This is a genomic window from Pedobacter nyackensis, assembly GCF_032678475.1.
GTDB lineage: Bacteria > Bacteroidota > Bacteroidia > Sphingobacteriales > Sphingobacteriaceae > Pedobacter > Pedobacter nyackensis_A.
This window is the reverse complement of the sequence record NZ_JAVTSF010000004.1, coordinates 251546-272420: the sequence shown is the minus strand read 5'-3', so window position 1 is coordinate 272420 and position 20875 is coordinate 251546. Positions and strand designations below refer to the sequence as shown.

Annotated in this window: 12 protein-coding genes; all 12 read left to right on the top strand. The window is 39.4% G+C overall.

From position 1 onward, the window contains the following. Positions 1-60: 60 nt before the first annotated feature. The 12 genes from R2Q84_RS15160 to R2Q84_RS15105 all read left to right on the top strand — a co-directional run bounded on the left by R2Q84_RS15160 (position 61) and on the right by R2Q84_RS15105 (position 20867). Positions 61-3363, top strand: coding sequence for a TonB-dependent receptor (locus R2Q84_RS15160; RefSeq protein ID WP_316817414.1), 3303 nt, complete (start codon positions 61-63; stop codon positions 3361-3363). 17 nt (positions 3364-3380) lie between these two features. Beyond that, the gene (gene nanU, locus R2Q84_RS15155) at positions 3381-4946 is read left to right on the top strand and encodes a SusD family outer membrane lipoprotein NanU (RefSeq protein ID WP_316817413.1); all 1566 of its coding nucleotides are present in this window, start codon (positions 3381-3383) and stop codon (positions 4944-4946) included. Positions 4947-5032: 86 nt separating this feature from the next. Beyond that, complete coding sequence (locus R2Q84_RS15150; protein ID WP_316817412.1) at positions 5033-5974, top strand: dihydrodipicolinate synthase family protein; 942 nt, start codon at positions 5033-5035, stop codon at positions 5972-5974. An 8-nt stretch (positions 5975-5982) separates the two neighbouring features. Further along, on the top strand, positions 5983-7146 hold the full coding sequence (locus R2Q84_RS15145) for a galactose oxidase (RefSeq protein WP_316817411.1): 1164 nt from the start codon (positions 5983-5985) through the stop codon (positions 7144-7146). Positions 7147-7167: 21 nt separating this feature from the next. Continuing rightward, positions 7168-8409 carry an MFS transporter gene (locus tag R2Q84_RS15140; protein ID WP_316817410.1) on the top strand — a complete coding sequence of 414 codons (1242 nt, stop codon included), beginning with the start codon at positions 7168-7170 and terminating at the stop codon, positions 8407-8409. Positions 8410-8428: 19 nt separating this feature from the next. Continuing rightward, the gene (locus R2Q84_RS15135) at positions 8429-10000 is read left to right on the top strand and encodes an exo-alpha-sialidase (protein ID WP_316817409.1); all 1572 of its coding nucleotides are present in this window, start codon (positions 8429-8431) and stop codon (positions 9998-10000) included. A 12-nt stretch (positions 10001-10012) separates the two neighbouring features. After that, positions 10013-12085, top strand: a complete 2073-nt coding sequence (locus R2Q84_RS15130) for a GDSL-type esterase/lipase family protein (RefSeq protein ID WP_316817408.1) — start codon at positions 10013-10015, stop codon at positions 12083-12085. Between the two features lie 11 nt (positions 12086-12096). Beyond that, positions 12097-13293 (top strand): AGE family epimerase/isomerase, encoded by a 1197-nt coding sequence (locus R2Q84_RS15125; protein ID WP_316817407.1) that lies wholly within the window; start codon positions 12097-12099, stop codon positions 13291-13293. 29 nt (positions 13294-13322) lie between these two features. Continuing rightward, a complete protein-coding gene (locus R2Q84_RS15120) occupies positions 13323-15329 on the top strand; it encodes a beta-N-acetylhexosaminidase (protein ID WP_316817406.1) in 2007 nt (668 codons plus the stop codon). Positions 15330-15354: 25 nt separating this feature from the next. After that, the gene (locus R2Q84_RS15115) at positions 15355-15933 is read left to right on the top strand and encodes an RNA polymerase sigma-70 factor (protein WP_316817405.1); all 579 of its coding nucleotides are present in this window, start codon (positions 15355-15357) and stop codon (positions 15931-15933) included. Positions 15934-15996: 63 nt separating this feature from the next. Beyond that, a complete protein-coding gene (locus tag R2Q84_RS15110) occupies positions 15997-17154 on the top strand; it encodes a FecR family protein (protein ID WP_316817404.1) in 1158 nt (385 codons plus the stop codon). Positions 17155-17417: 263 nt separating this feature from the next. Further along, positions 17418-20867 carry a SusC/RagA family TonB-linked outer membrane protein gene (locus R2Q84_RS15105; RefSeq protein ID WP_316817403.1) on the top strand — a complete coding sequence of 1150 codons (3450 nt, stop codon included), beginning with the start codon at positions 17418-17420 and terminating at the stop codon, positions 20865-20867. Positions 20868-20875 lie beyond the last annotated feature (8 nt).

The following is a 20875-nucleotide window of genomic DNA, read 5'->3' as shown; positions in this document are numbered from 1 at the left end:
AGTCATTACCTTAGTATTATTATGTTATACATAATGCTAAAAGACCAAAACCTAAATAGTATGAAACAGTTTTATTTAAAATCAATTGTTTTGTTGTGTTGCTCACTATTCTCTATCGGTGTATTCGCACAAAATAAAAAAGTAACCGGGACGGTTACTGCTGAAGACGATAAGCTCTCAATCCCAAGTGTTAGTGTTTCTATAAAAGGGACCAAATCTGGTACACAAACTGATGTAAATGGCAGATTCAGTTTAGAGGTGACAGCAAATGATGTACTTGTTTTTACTTATCTGGGGTATCTGACTCAAGAAATTAAAGTAGGTAATAACACAACGTTTAATGTATTGTTGAAACCTGCAGCAGCCAATCTGGACGAGGTTGTTGTGGTTGGCTATGGTACCCAAAACCGGCGTAATGTAACCAGCTCTATTGCGAAACTGGACAAGGAGGTGCTTGCGAATGCGCCACGATCTAATGTGGGAAGTGCTTTGCAGGGAACAATTGCAGGTTTACAGGTTGTTAACAGAACGGGACAGCCTGGTGCAGGGCCAATAATTACCCTACGTGGCGGAGCCAACATTAATAGTCCAGGTACTCCTTTGGTAATTATAGATGGGGTAATCAGAGATTATAACGATATCTCTTCTGAGAATATCGAATCGATGGAAGTATTAAAGGATGCTTCTGCTACCGCAATTTATGGTGCGAGGGCAAATAATGGAGTGATTTTAATTACCACTAAAACCGGTAAGGCTGGAGTAGCTCAGATTACCTACAAATTTACGGGAGGTTATAACAAAAGAAGGGAAGGCTATCAGTATTTAGGTGCAAAAGATTATATCTATTATACCCGTTTAGGTTATCTGAATGCAAACAGAACGCTTGCACAAGTAAACAGTTCAAGGGGCTTAGGTTTATTAACGGATGCTCCTAACCTGGCCAGTTTTGATATCAGGTCTTACGTTGCTGGAACTACAACATTGCCTGCAGGCTGGGAAGTGTTGGATGATCCTTATGGTGGTCAGATTATGTTTAAAGATCATGGTGGTGAAGTGGAGGATGTAGTATTTCGTAATACCTACACCAAAGATCACTATGTGAGTGCAATGGGCGGAAATGAAAAAGGTAAATATTTTGCATCTTTTGATGCTTTTAATGAAGATGGCGTAATTGTAGGTTCTAATTACAAACGTTATTCGGGTGATATTAATGGTTCGTATAAAGTAAAACCAAATGTTGAAATTGCCGGTGGGGCAACACTGTCGACCTCTTCTCAAATTGGTGCTATTGGTAGTGAAGTAAACTCTCTTTATAGGACACTGGCGATTTGGCCTACTTTCAATCCATGGATTAATGACGATAAATCACGACCAAACCCTGGTAATGGCGTAAATGATGGTAACCCATTATATTGGCTGGGCAGATTGGATAGAAGCAATGAGGTTAATAAAGTAGTTGTAAACGGTTCGATTAAATGGGATATCATTCCTGGATTGTACTTTAAAGGAACTGGAAACGCTTATCTCCTGGATAGGTTGGATCAGTCATTTCAAAAGTCTACACAATTATATACCAATATTTTCTCTACTCCGCAAACCATCAGTAGCAGTAGCAGAGATGCAATTAACTTAAGAAGACGGGACTTTCAGACACAATTCAATGGTATCTTAAATTACAACAAAGAACTGGGAAAACATAATTTCAATGCAATGGTAGGTGCCGAAACTTTCCTTACCAAAACATTAAATGCACAGGTGTATGGACAAAATGCACCTACTGACGAGATTCCGACGATCAATGCATCTACTGTATTTCCGGCAACAGTTGGTGGCAACAAAGCAAATTACAGCGAAAGATCTCAATTCCGTATCAATTCGGTATTCAGCAGATTGGCTTATGATTTTGATCAGAAATATTTATTTACCGCAGTGTTCAGAGCAGATGGTGTTTCGAGCTTACCTCAGGGAAATCAATGGGGATATTTCCCGGGCGTTTCTGCTGGTTGGAATGTGCATAAAGAAGAGTTCTTTCAGAAAACTGGTATTAAAAACTATGTATCTACTTTAAAACCACGCGTTAGTTATGGTGTGAACGGAAACATTGCAGGTTTAGGTAGATATGATGTTCAAGGTGTATATACTTCTCCGGCAAATTATAATGGGGTGGGTGGATTTTTCCATGATAAACTGCCTAATGCGAATTTGAGATGGGAGAAAAGTAAAACCATTGACTTTGGTTTAGACGTAGGCTTGTTAAATGACAAAATAACCTTATTGTTTGATTACTACAATCGTAAAACTTCAGATCTTTTAACTGATCTAGAATTGCCAAGTTATATCGGTTATCCGCCGCTAAAAACAAACTCTGGTACTTTGCAGAATAAAGGTTACGAATTTGCAGTCAACGCAAGGGTGTTGAATACAGAAGGTGGTTTTACCCTAAATCTGGGGGCGAATGCTAGTTTTGTGAAAAATAAAGTATTGCAATTGCCTTTCAATGGTAATGAAAATAACCGACAAGGAGGTTTGCAAGTTTATGATCCGAACTCCGGTCAGGTGGTCTGGGTAGCTGGTTTACAGGAAGGACATGCTATCGGCGATATTTATGGCTTTAAACAAGTATCTATATTCAGAGATGCCGAGGAAGTTGCCCGCGTTGCAGGGAATAGAACAGATGCTATAGCTGGAATTACCGGACCAAATTTACCTGCGGGTGCCAACGGCCGTATCACTCCAGGCGATGTGAACTGGGCAGATCTTAATGGTGATAATATTATAGATTCAAGAGATCAGGTTTATCTTGGAAATGTTACTCCGAAATGGACGGGAGGTTTTAATGCCAATGCAGCTTACAAAGGGATTTCATTATATACTCGTTTTGAGTTCGCAACTGGTCATACTATATATAATGATTTAGTAGCCAGAACGATGGGTAACTATCAGGGTACATTCAATTATATTGATTTAATGAAAGAATCCTGGTCGCCAACCAACACCGTAACCGATGTGCCAAAAGTATATTTTGCAGATCAGGTTGCTGGTTCCAAACAGAATTATACCAGGGCAAATAATGCTGGGTCGGTCCTAAATAGCAACAACTCCAGGTTTTATGAAAAAGGAGATTATCTTGCTTTAAGAGAGGTAACCCTTTCTTATACACTGCCTAAAACACTGGTGGCGAAAACCAAATTCCTTTCTAACACCAGAGTTTATGCTACAGGAAGCAATTTGTTTTACATTACCGGCTTCACCGGTCCTACACCAGAAGCTCCAATGGATGCAAATAATAAAATAACAGGTGTTTATGCTGGTACGTATCCTACACCAAGAACATTTGTATTCGGTTTGGAAGTTTCATTTTAATCAAAAGATTAAGCGTCATGAAAAAGAACTATAGAAATTTAATAGCAATATTGGTATTGCTCACAGTAACCATGGGTGCCTGTAAAAAAGATCTGGCTTTAACGCCGATCAGTAATTTAAGTGATGACAGCTACTGGAAAAATGCTGATCAATACAATGCTTTTGTGTCTGGTATGCACAGTAAATTCCGCGGACATAATGGTAATTTTATGTTCCTTGGTGAACTACGTTCAGGTATCTATGGCAATGACCCCGGAACTACCGCCTCTTTTACCGGTGAAGCTGCACAAGGATTAGAGCGTATGTGGTTGCATACTTTAACGCTGGATGCTGCCGGTGTAAGCAATTATGGAGGATTTTATACGAATATCAATCAGTTGAATTTACTTATCCATAAGCTGGGGACAGGAACAGTTTTAGCGGAATCCGAGAAAAAATACTATTTAGGGATTGCCTATGGGATGCGTGCTTATTATTACTTCCAAATGTACAGAACCTGGGGTAAAACAGTAATCCAGACTGAATTTGTAGATGCAGGAAACCTGGATTTGTTTAATCTTGCCAAGGCAGCTTCTCCTGCAGATGAGGTATTGAAGTTAGTTAAAGAGGATATTGATAAATCTGCCGATAATTTTGGTACTGATTATTCAATCAGACAGAATAAAGGATACTGGTCTAAAGCAGCAACTTTAATGTTAAAAGCTGAAGTTTATTTGTGGACAGCACATAGAACTGGTGGAATTGCAGATGCCAATATTGCTAAAACAGCATTAAATGATGTAAAAACTAATGTAGCTGGATTAGGCTTGGTTACAGCTTCGTCCAATCCTTTAAATTCTCCGTTCGCTGATGTTTTTGCAGCAAAAGGAAATAAGGAGGTGATCCTGGCTTCCAGAAATCAATTGAATGAAGCAGAGATGTCTTTTATTCCTTCATCGTTTACACCACAAGCCGGTTTAATTGCTAATTTTTATGATTCCCTGGCTAATAGAAAATTTAACACAGTTTCTGAAAACTATGGCGGTTTGTTGCGGGCTCCTATAAAAATTGCTAATTACAGAAAATTTAGTGATTTGGACACGCGCAGAGATGCATCCATACAAGCTGCTTACTCATTACCAACACCTGGTACATATAAAATTGCCGGATGTTTTCTTAGAAAATATCAAGGACAACAGGATGCCGGAAACAGAAGGTATACCAATGATTTTCTGATTTACCGTTACGCAGATCTGTTGCTTTTGATGGCAGAAGCCAAAGAGGTTTTGGGCGAAAGTCCAGCAGCTGAAATAAACGAAGTAAGGGCCAGAGCTTTTGGTGTAAACTATAACCCTGCGGTTCAAGGATTTCCTAATCAGCCTGGTGATGGAAATATTAAAGCTGCCATATTGCAGGAGCGTTTATTTGAATTTATCGGCGAAGGAAAGAGATGGTATGACTTAAGAAGAATGGGCGATAGTTTTGTATATTCAAATACGGGATTGCCTGCAGCTGAAGCATACAAATTACTTTGGCCAGTGGATAGAACTTCATTGACAAATAATAGGGCTTTAACTCAAACAGACGGTTATCCTCAATTTTAAAGAAATGTTTCCTTTTTAAACAGTGGCAGTTGAAAAACTGCTGCTGTTTTAATAACAAATTTGGATTTTATAATCAATATAAAAATATGACGACGCAAAAATTAGAAGGCTTAATTGCCGCCCCATTTACGCCAATGGACGAAAACGGGGAATTAAATTTGTCACTGATACCAGCTTATTACCAATTCTTAAAATCGAACCGTGTTACGGGAGCATTTATTTGCGGGTCTACTGGTGAGGGCGTATCTATGACCAATACAGAGAAAAAGCAGGTTGCGGCAAAATGGGCAGAATGCACAGGTGATGATGACGACTTTAAAGTGATGATGTTACTTGGTGGAACAAGCATTGCCGACTGTAAAGATCTGGCTGCTTACGCAGGAGAGGTAGGCTTATATGCGGTTTCTTTCACTTCTCCATTTTATTTTAAACCTGCAAATGCGGAAGTGTTGGCAGATATTTGTGCTGAAATAGCTGGAGTAGTACCTCAGATGCCATTTTACTACTATCATATTCCTGTTTTAACAGGTGGTAATTATGCTATGTTCGACCTGTTAAAAGCAGTTGACGGTAGGATAGCAAACTTTGCAGGTATTAAATATACGCATGAAGATTTTATGGACTTCCAAAGCTGCATGAGCTTTAAGGATGGCAAATATGATATGCTTTGGGGACGCGACGAGAACATGCTTTCGGCATTGGTCTTAGGTGCAAAGGGAGCAGTAGGTAGTACTTTTAATTATGCAGCACCACTTTATTACGATCTTATTGATGCGTTTAATGCGAACGATCTTGTAAAAGCCCGTGCGCTTCAGCAGAAATCTATAGATATGATCAGGCTTCTGGGCAAGTATGGAGGTATATCAGTAGGCAAAGCCTATATGAAACTGGTGAACGTAAATTGTGGTGAATTTAGATTGCCTGTGAAAAACATGAATACTTCACAGTTTGAACTGTTTAAAAAAGACGTTGAAGCACTTCACTTTGCTAACTTTAAATCTGTTACCGTTGGGGTAAACTCTTTATAATAGCTAAAATGCATAAACTCATCTTCCTATTTTCTTATATTATGTTGATTACGAACCCTGTTTTTGCACAAAAAACGAAAGTGCCGCGTGTGGAGTGGATTATGGCAGCAAAGCTGCAAAATGCTGATGGAAGTGAGTCGCTTGGTTTTGCAGGAGCCATCAACGCCATTTGCAATGATGTTTTAATTGTAGCGGGAGGAGCAAATTTCCCGGATAAGAAACCCTGGGATGGAGGAATTAAATATTATTCCGATGAAATTCATGTGCTGCAAAAAACGGCTGATGGTTTTGCCTGGAATGAAAACGTAGATACCCGCTTACCGGAACCTATAGCTTATTGTGGAAACACGTCGACCCCGGCAGGAGTTGTGTTTGCTGGCGGTGAAAATGTTAAAGGTTTATCGAATAAGACCTATCTGGTTAATTGGATCGATAATAATAAAATTACGATAACCCAATTGGCTGGTTTACCTGTCGCATTAACAAATATTGCACTTACAAATATTGGAAATGTAGTCTATGCCGCAGGAGGTGATGAAAGCAAACATTCTTCAAACACATTTTTTAGTATCGATCTGAACGAACAAAATCCGGAATGGAAAAGGTTACCAGATATGCCAATAGCATTGGGTAATGCGGTGCTTGTTGCTCAGAAAAATAAGCAAAACACAAATCTATACCTTATTGGCGGAAGGACGAAGACCGCTTCAGGGATTAGTGATTTACAGCATACAACTTTTATGTTTGATGTTCAAAATCAGACATGGAAGCAATTAGCTGATATTAGTGATGGGAAAAAAATAACCAATTTTTCTGCCGGGGCAGGAGTGCCGATAGGCGATCATTTAATTTTACTTACCGGAGGGGATAATGGAAAAACATTCCATAAAATAGAAAATTACCTGGCACAAATAGCCAGAACTCAGGACCTGGAAATAAAAAACAGGCTTATCAAAGAAAAGAATGAACTAAACATCAATCATAAAGGCTTTTATAAAGATATGTTGCTGTTTAATACCATTAAAAATACCTGGAGTAAAATAGGTGAATTGCCTTTTCTTGCCCAGGTTACCGTTGCGGCAACAATGTGGAATGGAAATATTATACTCTCAAATGGAGAAATAAAACCAGGCGTGCGAACGCCAAACGTAATGTTGGGTACAATTAAATAAAACGTCATTAGCAAAAAAGACATGAAAGATACAAATAGATATGCCTGGGTTGTAGTTGGGTTATTATGGGTAGTTGCCTTGTTAAATTATATGGACAGGCAAATGCTGTCGACCATGAAACCCGCAATGCAATTGGATATTGCCGAATTGCAGTCAGCAACAAACTTTGGCTACCTAATGGCTATTTTTCTTTGGATTTATGGATTAATGAGCCCTGTTTCAGGCATAATTGCTGATAAATTTAATAGGAAATGGCTAATAGTAGGCAGTTTATTTGTATGGTCGGTGGTGACTTATTTAATGGGCTATGCCACTACATTTAATCAGATTTATTGGTTGAGGGCATTGATGGGGGTAAGTGAAGCTTTATATATTCCGGCCGCATTGTCGTTAATTGCAGACTTCCATTCTCCAAAAACAAGATCGTTGGCTATAGGTATACACATGACCGGTTTGTATATGGGACAGGCGCTTGGTGGCTTCGGTGCAACCATTGCCGATAAGTTTTCATGGCAGGCTACATTCCATTCTTTTGGAATGGCTGGTATTTTTTATGCCATTGTACTGATTTTCTTTCTGAGAGAGAAAAAAGTAGTAGAAGAGCAAACATCAGCAGACCGTATACAAATAAAGCCATCCCTTTTTAAAGGTTTGGGTTTACTTTTTACCAATATATCTTTTTGGATTATCCTGTTTTATTTTGCAGTGCCAAGTTTACCAGGCTGGGCTGCAAAAAACTGGTTGCCAACACTTTTCGCTGAAAACTTAAATATTCCAATGGCAACAGCTGGGCCATTGTCAACAATTACTATTGCAGTTTCGTCATTTATTGGCGTGATCACAGGAGGTATTTTATCAGACAGATGGGTACAGAAAAATTTGAGGGGGAGGATATATACCAGTGCCATAGGTCTGGCATTAACCATCCCTTCATTATTGCTGCTTGGTTTCGGACATACGCTATTTCACGTGATGGGCGCAGCGGTATGTTTTGGTGTTGGTTTCGGAATGTTTGATGCCAATAATATGCCTATCCTATGCCAGTTTGTATCCGCTAAGTATAGAGCCACAGCATACGGATTGATGAATATGGTGGGGGTATTCTCAGGGGCATACATTACCGATTTATTAGGAAAGTCAACTGATGCCGGTCATCTCGGTAAAGACTTTGCGATGCTGGCAGGTATTGTACTGGTGGCACTACTGGTGCAGCTTTATTTTTTAAAACCAAAAGCTAACGATTTTGCAGATGCTACTTCATAAATATTAATCAAAAAGGAACATGAATAAACTAAATATATTTACAGGCTTCACATTACTACTTATTATAGCATCAGTTATAGGATGTTCAAATAAAATATATAAAGCAGAGGGAGCGGGAGCCATAACCATTACGGCTAAGCCAACAGTAAATCCTATTTTCAAAAGGATGGAGACAAATTCTTATTTACGTCTGGATATCAATATTCCAGAAGGCAATAAGGATATAAATTATACACAATTAAAAGGTACGGTTTCGGCTGATGGCTGGAAAGATGTTGCAAAACTGGAACTTTATGTTGGTGATGATAAACAGGAAATTTCAAAGAGTAAGTTACTTGGGAGTGTTTTACCCTCAGCAGGTAAATTTGTTATTCCTTTTAAATCGGCATTTGCGGCAGGGAAAAATAGTTTATGGTTAAGTGTTACCTTAAAAGATGACGCAGATCTTGATCATAAATTAACGATAAAAGCGGATCAGCTGATCGATGAGTCAGATTTAATCTACAAGATTTCTCAAGATGAGGTGACTTCAAGGTACCTGGGAATTGCGCTTCGTAAACCTAAAGATGAAGGTGTACATACTTATCGTATTCCTGGTATAGTTACCACAGATAAAGGTACTTTAATATCGGTTTATGATATTCGCTATGACAACTCTGCCGACCTTCCTGGTAACATTGATGTGGGTATGAACAGAAGTACGGATGGAGGTCAGACATGGGAAGCTATGAAAAATATTATGGATATGGGCGGACCTACAGAGAACAGTGGTGCCGGTGATCCTTCTATACTTTTTGATCCTGTAACTAAAACAATATGGGTGTCGGCACTATGGAGCAAAGGAAACAGGTCTATCGCAGGCTCAGGCCCAGGTTTAACACCTGATGAAACTGGCCAGTTCATTGTTACCAGCAGTACAGATGACGGATTAACCTGGACTAAACCTTATAGCATCACCAATCAGGTTAAAAATCCAGAGTGGCGACTGTTTTTCCCCGGACCAGGTAATGGAATTGCAATGGCGGATGGAAAAATTGTCTTCCCGGCACAATATTGGGATGCACAAAAAATGCCATATTCAACACTCATTTATAGTGAGGATCATGGTAAAACGTGGAAATCAGGTGTAGGTGCTAAATCGAATACAACTGAAAGTCAGCTGGTAGAAACCACTCCGGGAACATTGATGCTGAACATGAGAGACAACAGAGGTAAATTTAGAAGCGTAGCTACCACCACTGATATGGGACAAAGCTGGAGGGAACATGCTACTTCTTACAGCGCTTTGCCTGACCCCGTTTGTATGGCAAGTTTTATCAAAGCTAATGTAAATGTAAAAGGAACGCTAAAGGATGTATTATTTTTTAGTAACCTAAATACCTCAACGCCGCCAAGAGCACATACTACTATTAAAGCTAGTTTGGATATGGGAGAAACATGGGAGCCTGCAAACCTTTTATATCTTGATGAACGTAATTCGTATGGTTATTCGGCACTTACTAAAATAGATAATCAGACTTTGGGATTGTTATACGAAGGGATCGGTAGCCTGTTATTTGTTAAAATTCCTGTTAAAGATGTGATCAAATAATTCGATCGGAATATGTTTAAAAAATTGTTAACTGTTTTTCTAATCGTATTCATACAGATAGTTGCAACAGCGCAATCTGTAAAAATAGCTTGCATTGGGAATTCAGTTACTTTTGGCGCCGGCTTAGCGCATCCAGGTACAGAGTCTTATCCGTCGGTCTTGCAAAAGTTGATGGGGACCGGATATGAAGTTAAAAATTTTGGACTAAGCGGCGCCACCCTTTTGAAAAAGGGACACAGACCATATAGTAAAACAAAAGAATTTGCGGAAGCAATGAATTTCAGGCCAGATATCGCAATTGTGCACCTTGGATTAAATGATACAGATCCGCGTAACTGGCCTGAATATAAAGATGATTTTGAACCAGATTATGCCTGGTTGTTAGATACGCTAAAAAAGCAAAACCCCAGGGTTAAGCTATATATATGTAAACTCACACCCATATTCAACGGGCATCCAAGGTTTAAATCAGGTACCAGAGACTGGTACTGGCAAATCCAGCACATTATTCCTGTAATTGCAAAAGCCAATCATGCAGAAGTTATTGATTTAAATGAGCCCTTACACAACCGGCCGGATCTTTTTGCGGACAACCTTCATCCTGATCAGGAAGGTGCAGCAATAATTGCGCAGACGGTGTATGAAAACATTACCGGGGATTATGGCGGATTAAAGTTGCCATCAGTGTTTACTGATCATATGGTTATGCAACGCAATAAACCTGTTCCCATTTATGGTACCGCAAATGCAAATCAAAATGTTGAGGTTATCTTTAACGGAAAAAAGTTAGTTACGAAATCGAATGGGGCGGGTAAGTGGAAATTGTTTTTCCCAGCTATGGCGCATGGCGGTCCATATTCGTTAACCGTAAAATCAGAGAATCGTATTGTCGGGTTAAGAGATATTCTTATTGGTGATGTATGGTTATGCGCTGGCCAGTCAAATATGGCTTTTCCGCTAAGCGATGCATCAACAGGTAAGTCAGAACTGAACAGTTTAAAAACTAACCCACTTTTAAGGTTGTTGAACTTAAAACCAATCGTTGAAACCAATAATGTTGCATGGGATACTGTAACCCTAAGTCGTATTAATCAGCTTAAATATTTCGAAGGAGAATGGAAACATACAGATGTAACATCAGCCTCAGGTTTTTCAGCAGTAGCTTATTTTTTTGGTAAAAAGATCGTAGCAGATGAAGGTGTTCCGGTTGGATTAATAGAAGTTGCTGTTGGAGGATCGATTCTTGAATCCTGGATAGACCGCTACACAATGGAGCATGATGAGCAGTTGGTAGATGTGTTAACGGATTGGCGTAAATCAGACTTTATACAGGAATGGGCGAGAGGGCGTGCAGATGTAAACCTTAAAAATGCAACAAAAACTAAACAAAGGCACCCTTATGAACCTGCCTACAATTATGAGGCTGGTATTGCCCGGTTGACAGACTTTCCCATTAAAGGAGTGATTTGGTATCAGGGCGAAAGTAATGCACAGAATGTTGAACAATTTGAGCATTCTTTTCCGGTGCTGGTAAACAGCTGGAGAGAAAAGTGGGGGTATAATTTTCCTTTCTATTTTGTGCAGTTGTCGGCCATAGACAGGCCTTCCTGGCCCTATTTCAGAGATGCGCAGCGAAAGTTGCAATTAAACGTTCCAAATACAGGTATGGCGGTAAGTTCAGATCTTGGTGATTCATTGGATGTTCATCCAAAAAGAAAAAAGGAGGTTGGCGAACGCCTTGCTTTGCTGGCTTTAAAGCATAGTTATAACAAAAAGATAAGAGCAAGCGGACCAGTTGTATTAAATGCAAAAATAGAGGCAAATGGAATTCTGATTTCCTTCAATGAGCATCATAAACTTTCAACAGCAGGTAACGGGTCGCTAACCGGTTTTGAGTTGGTGACTGAAAAGGGCAATCATTTGATTCCTGAAAAAGCAATAATTTTGAATAATCAGGTGTTATTAAGCATCCCTAAGGGGGAACGAATTAAAAAAGTACTTTATGCATGGCGACCATTTACGCGTGCAAATCTAATTAATGAGGCTGGCCTGCCTGCCTCAACATTTTCTATACCATTAAAATAAAAACATTTGAAATGAGCTATACATCACAAGATTTAGAACAACTTAAAGCTTATTATAGCAATCAGTTATTAAACGATACCGTCCCTTTCTGGTTTCCCAGATCAATTGATCAGGAATTCGGTGGATACTTGCTCATGCGTGACCAGGATGGAAGCCTGATAGATGACGATAAAGCTGTTTGGATACAGGGACGTGCCGCGTGGCTTTTATCAACTTTATATAATACGGTAGAGCAGAAGCAAGAATGGCTGGACGGCGCTAAATCAGGAATTGATTTTTTAAATAAACACTGTTTTGATACAGACGGACAAATGTTTTTTCATGTTACCCGTGATGGACAGCCAATTCGCAAACGCCGTTATTTTTTCTCTGAAACCTTCGCGGTAATTGCCAATGCAGCTTACGCTAAAGCCAGTGGAGATGAAGCAGCAGCAAAACAAGCCCGCTACCTGTTTGGTAAATGTATTGAATATTCAACTACCCCGGGAATCCTTCCTGCTAAATTCACGGACACCAGACCTGCAAAAGGAATTGGCGTACCTATGATTATGATGAATACAGCTCAACAACTAAGGGAGACAATTGGGGATCCGCGTTGTGATGAATGGATTGATAAATGGATCAATGAAATTGAAACCTATTTTGTTAAAGATGATATCAGGTGTGTAATGGAGCAGGTAGCTCCTGATGGAAGTATCATTAATCATATCGATGGCAGAACTTTAAATCCGGGACACGCTATTGAAGGGGCATGGTTTATTCTTCATGAAGCAAAATATAGAAATAACGATCCGCGATTAATTAAACTGGGCTGCAAAATGCTTGATTACATGTGGGAAAGAGGATGGGATAAAGAGCATGGAGGTATCTTGTACTTCAGGGATCTTTACAATAAGCCGGTTCAGGAATATTGGCAGGATATGAAATTCTGGTGGCCCCACAATGAAGTGATCATTGCTACATTACTTGCATACACAATAACAGGAGAGGATAAGTATGCGCAGTGGCATAAAATGGTGCACGACTATGCTTATCAGCATTTTCATGACACTGTTAACGGTGAATGGTTCGGGTACCTCCACAAAGACGGTAGCCTTGCCCAGTCTGCAAAAGGGAATTTATTTAAAGGCCCATTCCATTTACCAAGACAGGAATGGTATTGCATGACTTTGTTAAACGAGTATTTAAAGAAACCTGTTGCGCAATAGCAACGAAAAGGATAGTTAGTTGCCAGATTATGATTAAAAAACAACCTGTTTTTCTTACTTTATGTATAGGATTGCTGATGATGTGTGTAGTTGGAGCGAAAGCGTTCAATACAAATAAGATTCAGCTTAATCTTATTCCTATGCCCCAAAAGATGGTGGTTAATAAAGGTCTTTTTAATCTAAAAAATTGTAAGGTTATTATAAGTGATAAGTCATTATATTATGAAGCTCATCGTTTGCAACAATACCTTAAAAATCAAGGTATAAATGTACCCGTTAAGGATAGTGATATTTTTGCCAAAGGCAATATTGAAGCTTCTAAAAATGGTTCAATTGTACTAAAATATGCTGATGTTAAATCTGAACAGACTGTTAAAGAAGCTTATCATTTAACGGTAACGCCTAAAAGCATCGTGTTAAAGGCCCGGGGAAATGAGGGGATATTTTACGGATTGGAAACTGTAAAAGAACTGGCCAAAAGTGACAAACAGATACAGGCTTGTGAAATTACTGACTGGCCTGCTTTTGCATGGAGAGGGTATATGGTTGATGCTGGCAGGAATTTCGTTCCAATGGATTTGCTAAAGCAACAAATCGATGTGATGGCCAGGTATAAATTGAATATCTTTCATTTCCATATTACCGAAGACGTTGCCTGGCGACTGGAAAGTAAATTGTACCCACAACTTACCGATCCGGAAACCATGATCCGTAACAAAGGGGAGTTTTATACAGAAAAGGATTTAAAGGAGTTAATTAGTTATTGCAAGGACAGATACATTACGCTCATTCCTGAAATTGATATGCCAGGGCATAGTGCTGCATTTAAAAGAGCAATGAAAACAGATATGCAAAGCGATAGTGGGCTGGCAATCGTTAAGAACATCTTAAGAGAGTTTTGCAGTACTTACGACTTACCTTATCTGCATATTGGAGCAGATGAAGTTAAGATCACCAACAATAACTTCTTACCTGAAGTAACCAGCTTAATTGAGTCTATGGGTAAAAAGGTGATTGGATGGGAGCCAGGTGGGAACTTTTCGGAAAGTACCATCAGACAGTTGTGGATGGAAGGTGCAACCAAAGTAAGTCGCAATAAAAACATAAAGTATATTGATTCCAGGCACCTGTATATTAATCACATGGATCCGCTGGAAAGTGTGGTTACGATTTTTAACCGGCAGCTTTGTAACCTTGATAAAGGGAATGACGCTGCGTTAGGCGCAATCATGTGTGCCTGGCCCGATAGAAAAGTAAATAGCCCGAATGATGTAATGATACAAAATCCGGTTTATCCAGCTATGCTGGCTTTTGCAGAAAGAAGCTGGAGAGGCGGAGGGGTAAGCGGGTGGACTGCTACTATTGGAAGCCCGGAAAGTCAGGCAGCTAAGACATTTACTGAGTTCGAGAACCGTTTGATGGCCCATAAAGCCCGTTACTTTACTAAATTGCCATTCCCTTATGCAAAACAATCCGATTTAGAATGGAAACTCTATGGGCCATTTAAAAATGAAGGAGCATTAAGCAAAGTTTTTGCACCTCAGGACGGGAATTTTAACATACAAACGGAACCGGCAAAATTAACAGCACTTGGCGGAACGATAATTTTAAGACATTGGTGGGCGCCACAGGTGAAAGGTTTATTGGATGATCCGCAGGAGAATACCACCTGGTATGCCTCAACAAGGATATGGAGCAATGAGGATAAGATTCAGAACTTTTGGATCGGTTTCAACAACATTTCAAGATCCTATGCTTCAGATTCGCCAGATGCAGGAACCTGGGACAACAGGAGCAGTCAGGTGTTTGTAAACGACCAGCTTATATCCCCTCCGGTATGGAAACAGGCGGGAGCCAAAGGTGAAATTGAACTGCCGCTGATAGATGAGGGATATGAGTTTCGGGAGCCGACAAAAATCCATCTTAAGAAAGGCTGGAACAAGGTTTTGCTGAAGTTGCCTATCGCATCATTTAAGGGTAAAGATTGGAAAAATCCACAGAAATGGATGTTCACCTTTGTAGGGGCAGGTATTTAGTTGTAAATTTGGCCATTGATCTACGATGGTTTCATTAAGCGAACATTCTGAAAATGAGCTAGCTGTTTTACTAAAATCCGGTAGTGAGCCTGCATTCAGTGAAATCTATAACCGATATTGGGATAAGCTTTATATTGTTGCCAGAAAGCGTCTCGATAGCGCATTTGAAGGTGAAGAAATTGTTCAGGAAATCTTTTGTAACCTATGGCGAAAAAGAGAAAACTTTGAGCTCAGTAAAGGTTTTAACAATTACTTTTCGGTAGCAGTAAAGTTTGAAGTGATTAACAGACTTCAAAAACGGGCACGTACCCAGTTGCTGGAAAAGAACCTGAGCCACGAGCTTACTGAATTTGATGAAACTACAGTTGAGCAACTCAGTTTTAATGAATTGAAACAGCAGCTAGAACTGACCATTAAGCAGCTACCCGAAAAATGTCAGATCGTATTTAGGTTGAGACATGAAGAAGGCTTGTCGCAAAAACAGATTGCCTCACAACTTGAACTTTCCGAGAAAACAGTTGAGTCCCATCTTTCCAAAGCCCGAAAAACGATTAAAGATCAGTTTGGAAACCTTAGCAGTTTGCTAATTCTGTTTTATTTCTAAAATATTTCATATCCTACTAAGGGATTTCTGTTTTTCGGTTGGCTATATATAAAAGACGCCATAATGAACACTAATAGAGACAAAAGAAGATTGAACGAACTTGCCCAAAAGTGGAAGGACGGTTCTATTACTGCTCAGGAGCAGATAGAATTTAACCAGTGGTATGATTCATTTGAAGATACCCTGTTGGATGATGTTTCTACAGAATCTGTTTCGGAGCTTAAAAGTCGTTTGTATAGTAATATACTTGCTCAGGAAAATATCGCGGTAGCACGGGCTGTAAAATCGTTTAAGTTATGGTATCGCATTGCTGCGGCAGCAGTAATACTTGTCGTGCTGTCTACAGGAATTTATATGATCGCTAATCCTGGTAAAAGGGAAACAAGTAACGATGCCCTTGCAAAAGAAGATGTAAAACCAGGAGGGAACAGGGCTTTGTTGACATTGGCAGACGGGACTACTATTGTAATTGACGATGCCGCTGATGGAAAGCTGGCAGAACAAAGTGGGGTAATCATCACTAAAACCAAAGACGGACAATTGGTATATCAGTTCAAAGATACGGAAAGTACAGGGAAAGGATTGGTCAGCCAGTTCAATGTGATCTCTACACCTAATGGCGGACAATATCAGATTAATTTGCCAGATGGAACCAAGGTTTGGTTAAATGCAGCTACATCGCTTAAATTTCCTGTAACCTTTTCTAATCTAAACGAAAGAAAGGTAGAGTTGAGTGGTGAGGCTTATTTCGAAGTCTTTAAAGACAAGAAGAAACCTTTTAAAGTTTCCTCAGTTAATCAGGAAGTTGAAGTGTTGGGTACACATTTCAATGTAAATACCTATAAAAATGAGTCCAGTAGTAAAACAACCTTGTTAGAAGGATCTGTTCAACTACATTCGGCTGCGGCAGATACAAAATTGAAACCTGGGGAGCAAGCTGTTTTGCAAGGTGCAGCAATTGAAGTAAATAAGGTAAATACAGCGGATGTTATTGCCTGGAAAAATGGGAATTTCCTGTTTAATGACGAAAGCTTGATTGCCATTATGAAACAGTTGGAACGCTGGTATGATGTAAAGGTTGATTATTCAACAATTCCTGAGACACATTACGACGGTTTCATCTCTAAAAATGTAAATCTTTCGGAGGTTTTGCGCCGACTTGAGGTAACAGGAAACCTGAAGTTTAAAATAGAAAACAAAACAATTAAAGTATATAAATAATAACAGTTAGCATATGTAAAGAACCATACTAAAAAAGGAGCGGTTACGGCTTTATTGTGCGGGAACATAATAAAGAGCCGGCAGTGCGGGAACACTACCGGCAGTAAAGTAAGCTCATCTATTAAAAGAGAGAATCAGTTAACAAAATCAACAAACCTTAACTTAACAAATTTATGAATTTCAACCTTCTAAGCAAGAGGGTTTATGGCTTTGTCTTAAGCCTGAATTTATCTTGCTTTTTAAGATCAAAAACAATATTAGTTATGAAACTAATTGCAATCCTTCTTACAGTAGCCTGTCTTCAGGTTAGTGCCGAGGGTTTTTCGCAAAAGATTACGCTTTCCAAAAACAGTGCTTCATTAAAAAGCGTGCTTCAGGAAATCAGAAAGCAGAGCGGATATCAGTTGTTATACAATACGGATTTAATTCAAAAAGCAAAACCCGTAAGTATCAACGTGCAGAATTCAAACCTGGAAGACGCCTTAAGAGCATCGCTTAAAGGGCAGAATTTTACATACGAAATTGCTGACAAAATGATTTTGATTAAGCCGGTTCCTGTAGATAATGGCAGCAATTTAAGGTGGCAGGCCTTAAAGCAAATCCGTGGTAAAGTAATTACTGCCGATGGACATCCATTACCTGGTGTGGTGATTACCGAAAAAGGTACGACCAATAAAACAAGTACAAATGGTGAAGGGGAATTTGAATTGCGTAATGCGGCCGATGACGCGGTATTGGTATTTTCTTACATCGGTTACAATACGCAGGAAATTGCTACTAAAGGTACAACACGCCCATTAAATGTGACGCTTACAGAAAGTGACAACAAACTACAGGAAGTAAACGTAGTCGTTTCTACGGGGTACCAGAATATCCCTAAAGAGCGTGCAACAGGATCTTTTAGCTTCGTTGACCAGAAAAAACTAGGTATAACCAACCTGGCAAGTACAGATTTCGCTAAAGGATTAGAAGGTCTTGTACCGGGATTATTGGTAGGTCCGGATGGACGTATGCAAATCAGAGGGGCTTCTTCTCTTAAAGCAGCTACCCGCGAGGTCTTAATCGTTGTGGATGGTTTTCCTATGGAGAGCGGAAATTTCACGGTAAACCCTAATGACATTGAAAGCGTCACTGTGTTGAAAGATGCAGCTGCCGCTTCTATCTGGGGCGTAAGAGCATCCAATGGGGTTGTAGTTATTAAAACGAAAAGTGGGATGGCTAACGACGGTAAAGCAGTATTTAATTTTACCAGTAATCTTACTTTGACCAATAAACCAGATTTCTCTTTCCAGCGGTTAGCAAGCAGTTCAGACTATATTGATGCTGAAGCTGAAAGTTATAGAAAGAATTGGGTCGATTTTGGCAATGCTGATGTTAATCCTTATTCATTGGTAGGGGGATTATTCTATAAAAAATATTTAAGCGATAAAAATTTAGGCCCAAATTTTACCGAAGCACAACTCAACAGTGGGTTAGATCAATTGAGACAATACAACGCTCTTAACGAACAAGATCTTTTTTACCGTAGAGCTGTACAGCGTCAGTTAAACTTATCTGTTCGTGGTGGTACTGAAAAATATACGTTTGCAATATCTACGTTATATACCAATGAGTTAACGAATCTGGTAGGCAAGAATAATGATAACCTGATTCTGAATTTTAAAAATAGCTTGCAGGTTTTACCTAAGGTGGTGTTGTCGTTAGGTATAAATACTACTTATGCTAAAAGTAATGGTAGCAACACTGGCTATGATTATAGCAGCGCGAGGCCGTACAACAGAATTCTGGATGAAAATGGTAACTACGTTTCCCGTACATCCAGGGTTTCGGATCACATGAAGCAAAGTTATTACAACAACGGTTATTTAAACTGGGATGATAATGCGCTGCAGAATATGGAAAATACAACGACAAAGAAAAATACTTTTGCGTCGAGAATTAATGTTGGTGCAGATTACGAGATTATAAAAGGTTTAACCTTCAGCTCTCAGTTTCAAACAGAATTGAGAACTACAAATGATGAGAATCTACAAGGTATAGATGCTTATTATCCTCGTTTGATGGCCAATACCTGGAGGGTTCCTACAACCCCAGGTAATTTTGTAAATAAATTTCCAAGAGGCCCGGTTTTTGACAAGGGCAAGGAAAACCAAAACAGCTGGACTTTCCGTAACGTAGCAAACCTTGACAAACAGTTTGGTACTGATCATGCAATTAGTGCTATTGCGGGTATGGAATTAAGAAAGGTTGCCTTCACAAGTAATACCGAACGCTATTACAATTACAATCCAATAGCTTTAACATCGGATAATATTGATTTGGCAGCATTAGGTATTAACCAGCCTACTGGATTGGGTACCAATTCGACATATACATGGTTTCCAAATTTTGTGGATCGTGACAGACGTTTCTTCTCATTATTTGCAAATGCAGCTTATACCTACAAAAGTCGCTATACGGTTTCAGGAAGTATCCGTACTGATGAATCTAACTTGTTTGGTTCCGATCCGAAATATCGTTACCGCCCGTTATGGAGTGCCGGTGCGAGCTGGAACATGACCAACGAAGATTTTATGAGTACGGTTGGCTTTTTAGATAAATTAATTGTGAGAGCTACTTATGGTGTAAACGGTAACATTGGTAATTCAAGTCCATATCCTATTGCCTCAACCGGTAAAAACTTCAATACACAGGAGAATATGTTGACGTTTAAAAATCCTGAAAATCAGGCTTTGCGCCCGGAAAAAACAGCTTCTACAAATTTTGGGATAGACTTTGCAGTACTTCATCACCGCATCTCGGGATCTGTTGATTTTTATAAAAAGAAGAGTTACGATTTGTTAGGCAATAGTATACTTGATCCAACAACAGGTTTTCCGTCTGCAGAGAAAAATACGGCGAGTATGACCAACCATGGTATAGAGCTGAACTTAAACACCCGTATTTTAGAAGGCGATGTACGTTTAGATGCTGACTTCAATATTGGTTACAATAAAAATAAAGTTACTAATGTGTTGACGCCAAATACCAACGCAGCAGCTTATGTCAATGCAGTTAATAATCCTATTGCCGGAATGCCAATTGCTTATTTGTACAGTTATAAATGGGCTGGTCTTTCAGATAAAGGTGAACCTCAGATCTATGATGCCAATGGAAATATCAAAAGTTGGTCGACAGCACGTTTAACCGACATCAAAGCCTTGAGATATATGGGGACCATGGACCCACCGGTTTATGGTGGTATGATGATTAATGTTGGCTATAAAGGTTTCACTTTCAGTCCACAGTTCACCTTTAAAATGGGACATGTAATGCGTTTGAACACTACAAAAACCGATTTAACGGCAGGTGTAACATCTGATATTGCTAACAGGTGGAAAGCTCCTGGTGATGAATTACATACCAATATTCCAACTTTGTATAGTAAATCAACCATTGATCCCAAATGGGACGATTATTATAGAAAATCTGATGTTTGGACGGATGACGCGTCATTCATTCGCCTGAGATCATTGAGTTTGTCCTACCAGATGCCTAAAAAATTCTTGTTTAATGTATTTACAGCCGCAAGTTTAACGGCACAGGCCAATAATGTATGGCTGTGGACAGCCAATAAGCAGGGGTTAGATCCTGATTACGTTAATTTACTGACAGGAAGCATAGGTTTTCCACCGGTAAAAAATTACGTATTCTCATTAAATCTTAACTTTTAATTGTTACG

Bases quoted from the DNA above. Each gene is read 5' to 3' on its own strand.
- R2Q84_RS15160 (WP_316817414.1), top strand. From the start codon at position 61: ATGAAACAGTTTTATTTAAAATCAATTGTTTTGTTGTGTTGCTCACTA.
- nanU (WP_316817413.1), top strand. From the start codon at position 3,381: ATGAAAAAGAACTATAGAAATTTAATAGCAATATTGGTATTGCTCACA.
- R2Q84_RS15150 (WP_316817412.1), top strand. From the start codon at position 5,033: ATGACGACGCAAAAATTAGAAGGCTTAATTGCCGCCCCATTTACGCCA.
- R2Q84_RS15145 (WP_316817411.1), top strand. From the start codon at position 5,983: ATGCATAAACTCATCTTCCTATTTTCTTATATTATGTTGATTACGAAC.
- R2Q84_RS15140 (WP_316817410.1), top strand. From the start codon at position 7,168: ATGAAAGATACAAATAGATATGCCTGGGTTGTAGTTGGGTTATTATGG.
- R2Q84_RS15135 (WP_316817409.1), top strand. From the start codon at position 8,429: ATGAATAAACTAAATATATTTACAGGCTTCACATTACTACTTATTATA.
- R2Q84_RS15130 (WP_316817408.1), top strand. From the start codon at position 10,013: ATGTTTAAAAAATTGTTAACTGTTTTTCTAATCGTATTCATACAGATA.
- R2Q84_RS15125 (WP_316817407.1), top strand. From the start codon at position 12,097: ATGAGCTATACATCACAAGATTTAGAACAACTTAAAGCTTATTATAGC.
- R2Q84_RS15120 (WP_316817406.1), top strand. From the start codon at position 13,323: ATGATTAAAAAACAACCTGTTTTTCTTACTTTATGTATAGGATTGCTG.
- R2Q84_RS15115 (WP_316817405.1), top strand. From the start codon at position 15,355: ATGGTTTCATTAAGCGAACATTCTGAAAATGAGCTAGCTGTTTTACTA.
- R2Q84_RS15110 (WP_316817404.1), top strand. From the start codon at position 15,997: ATGAACACTAATAGAGACAAAAGAAGATTGAACGAACTTGCCCAAAAG.
- R2Q84_RS15105 (WP_316817403.1), top strand. From the start codon at position 17,418: ATGAAACTAATTGCAATCCTTCTTACAGTAGCCTGTCTTCAGGTTAGT.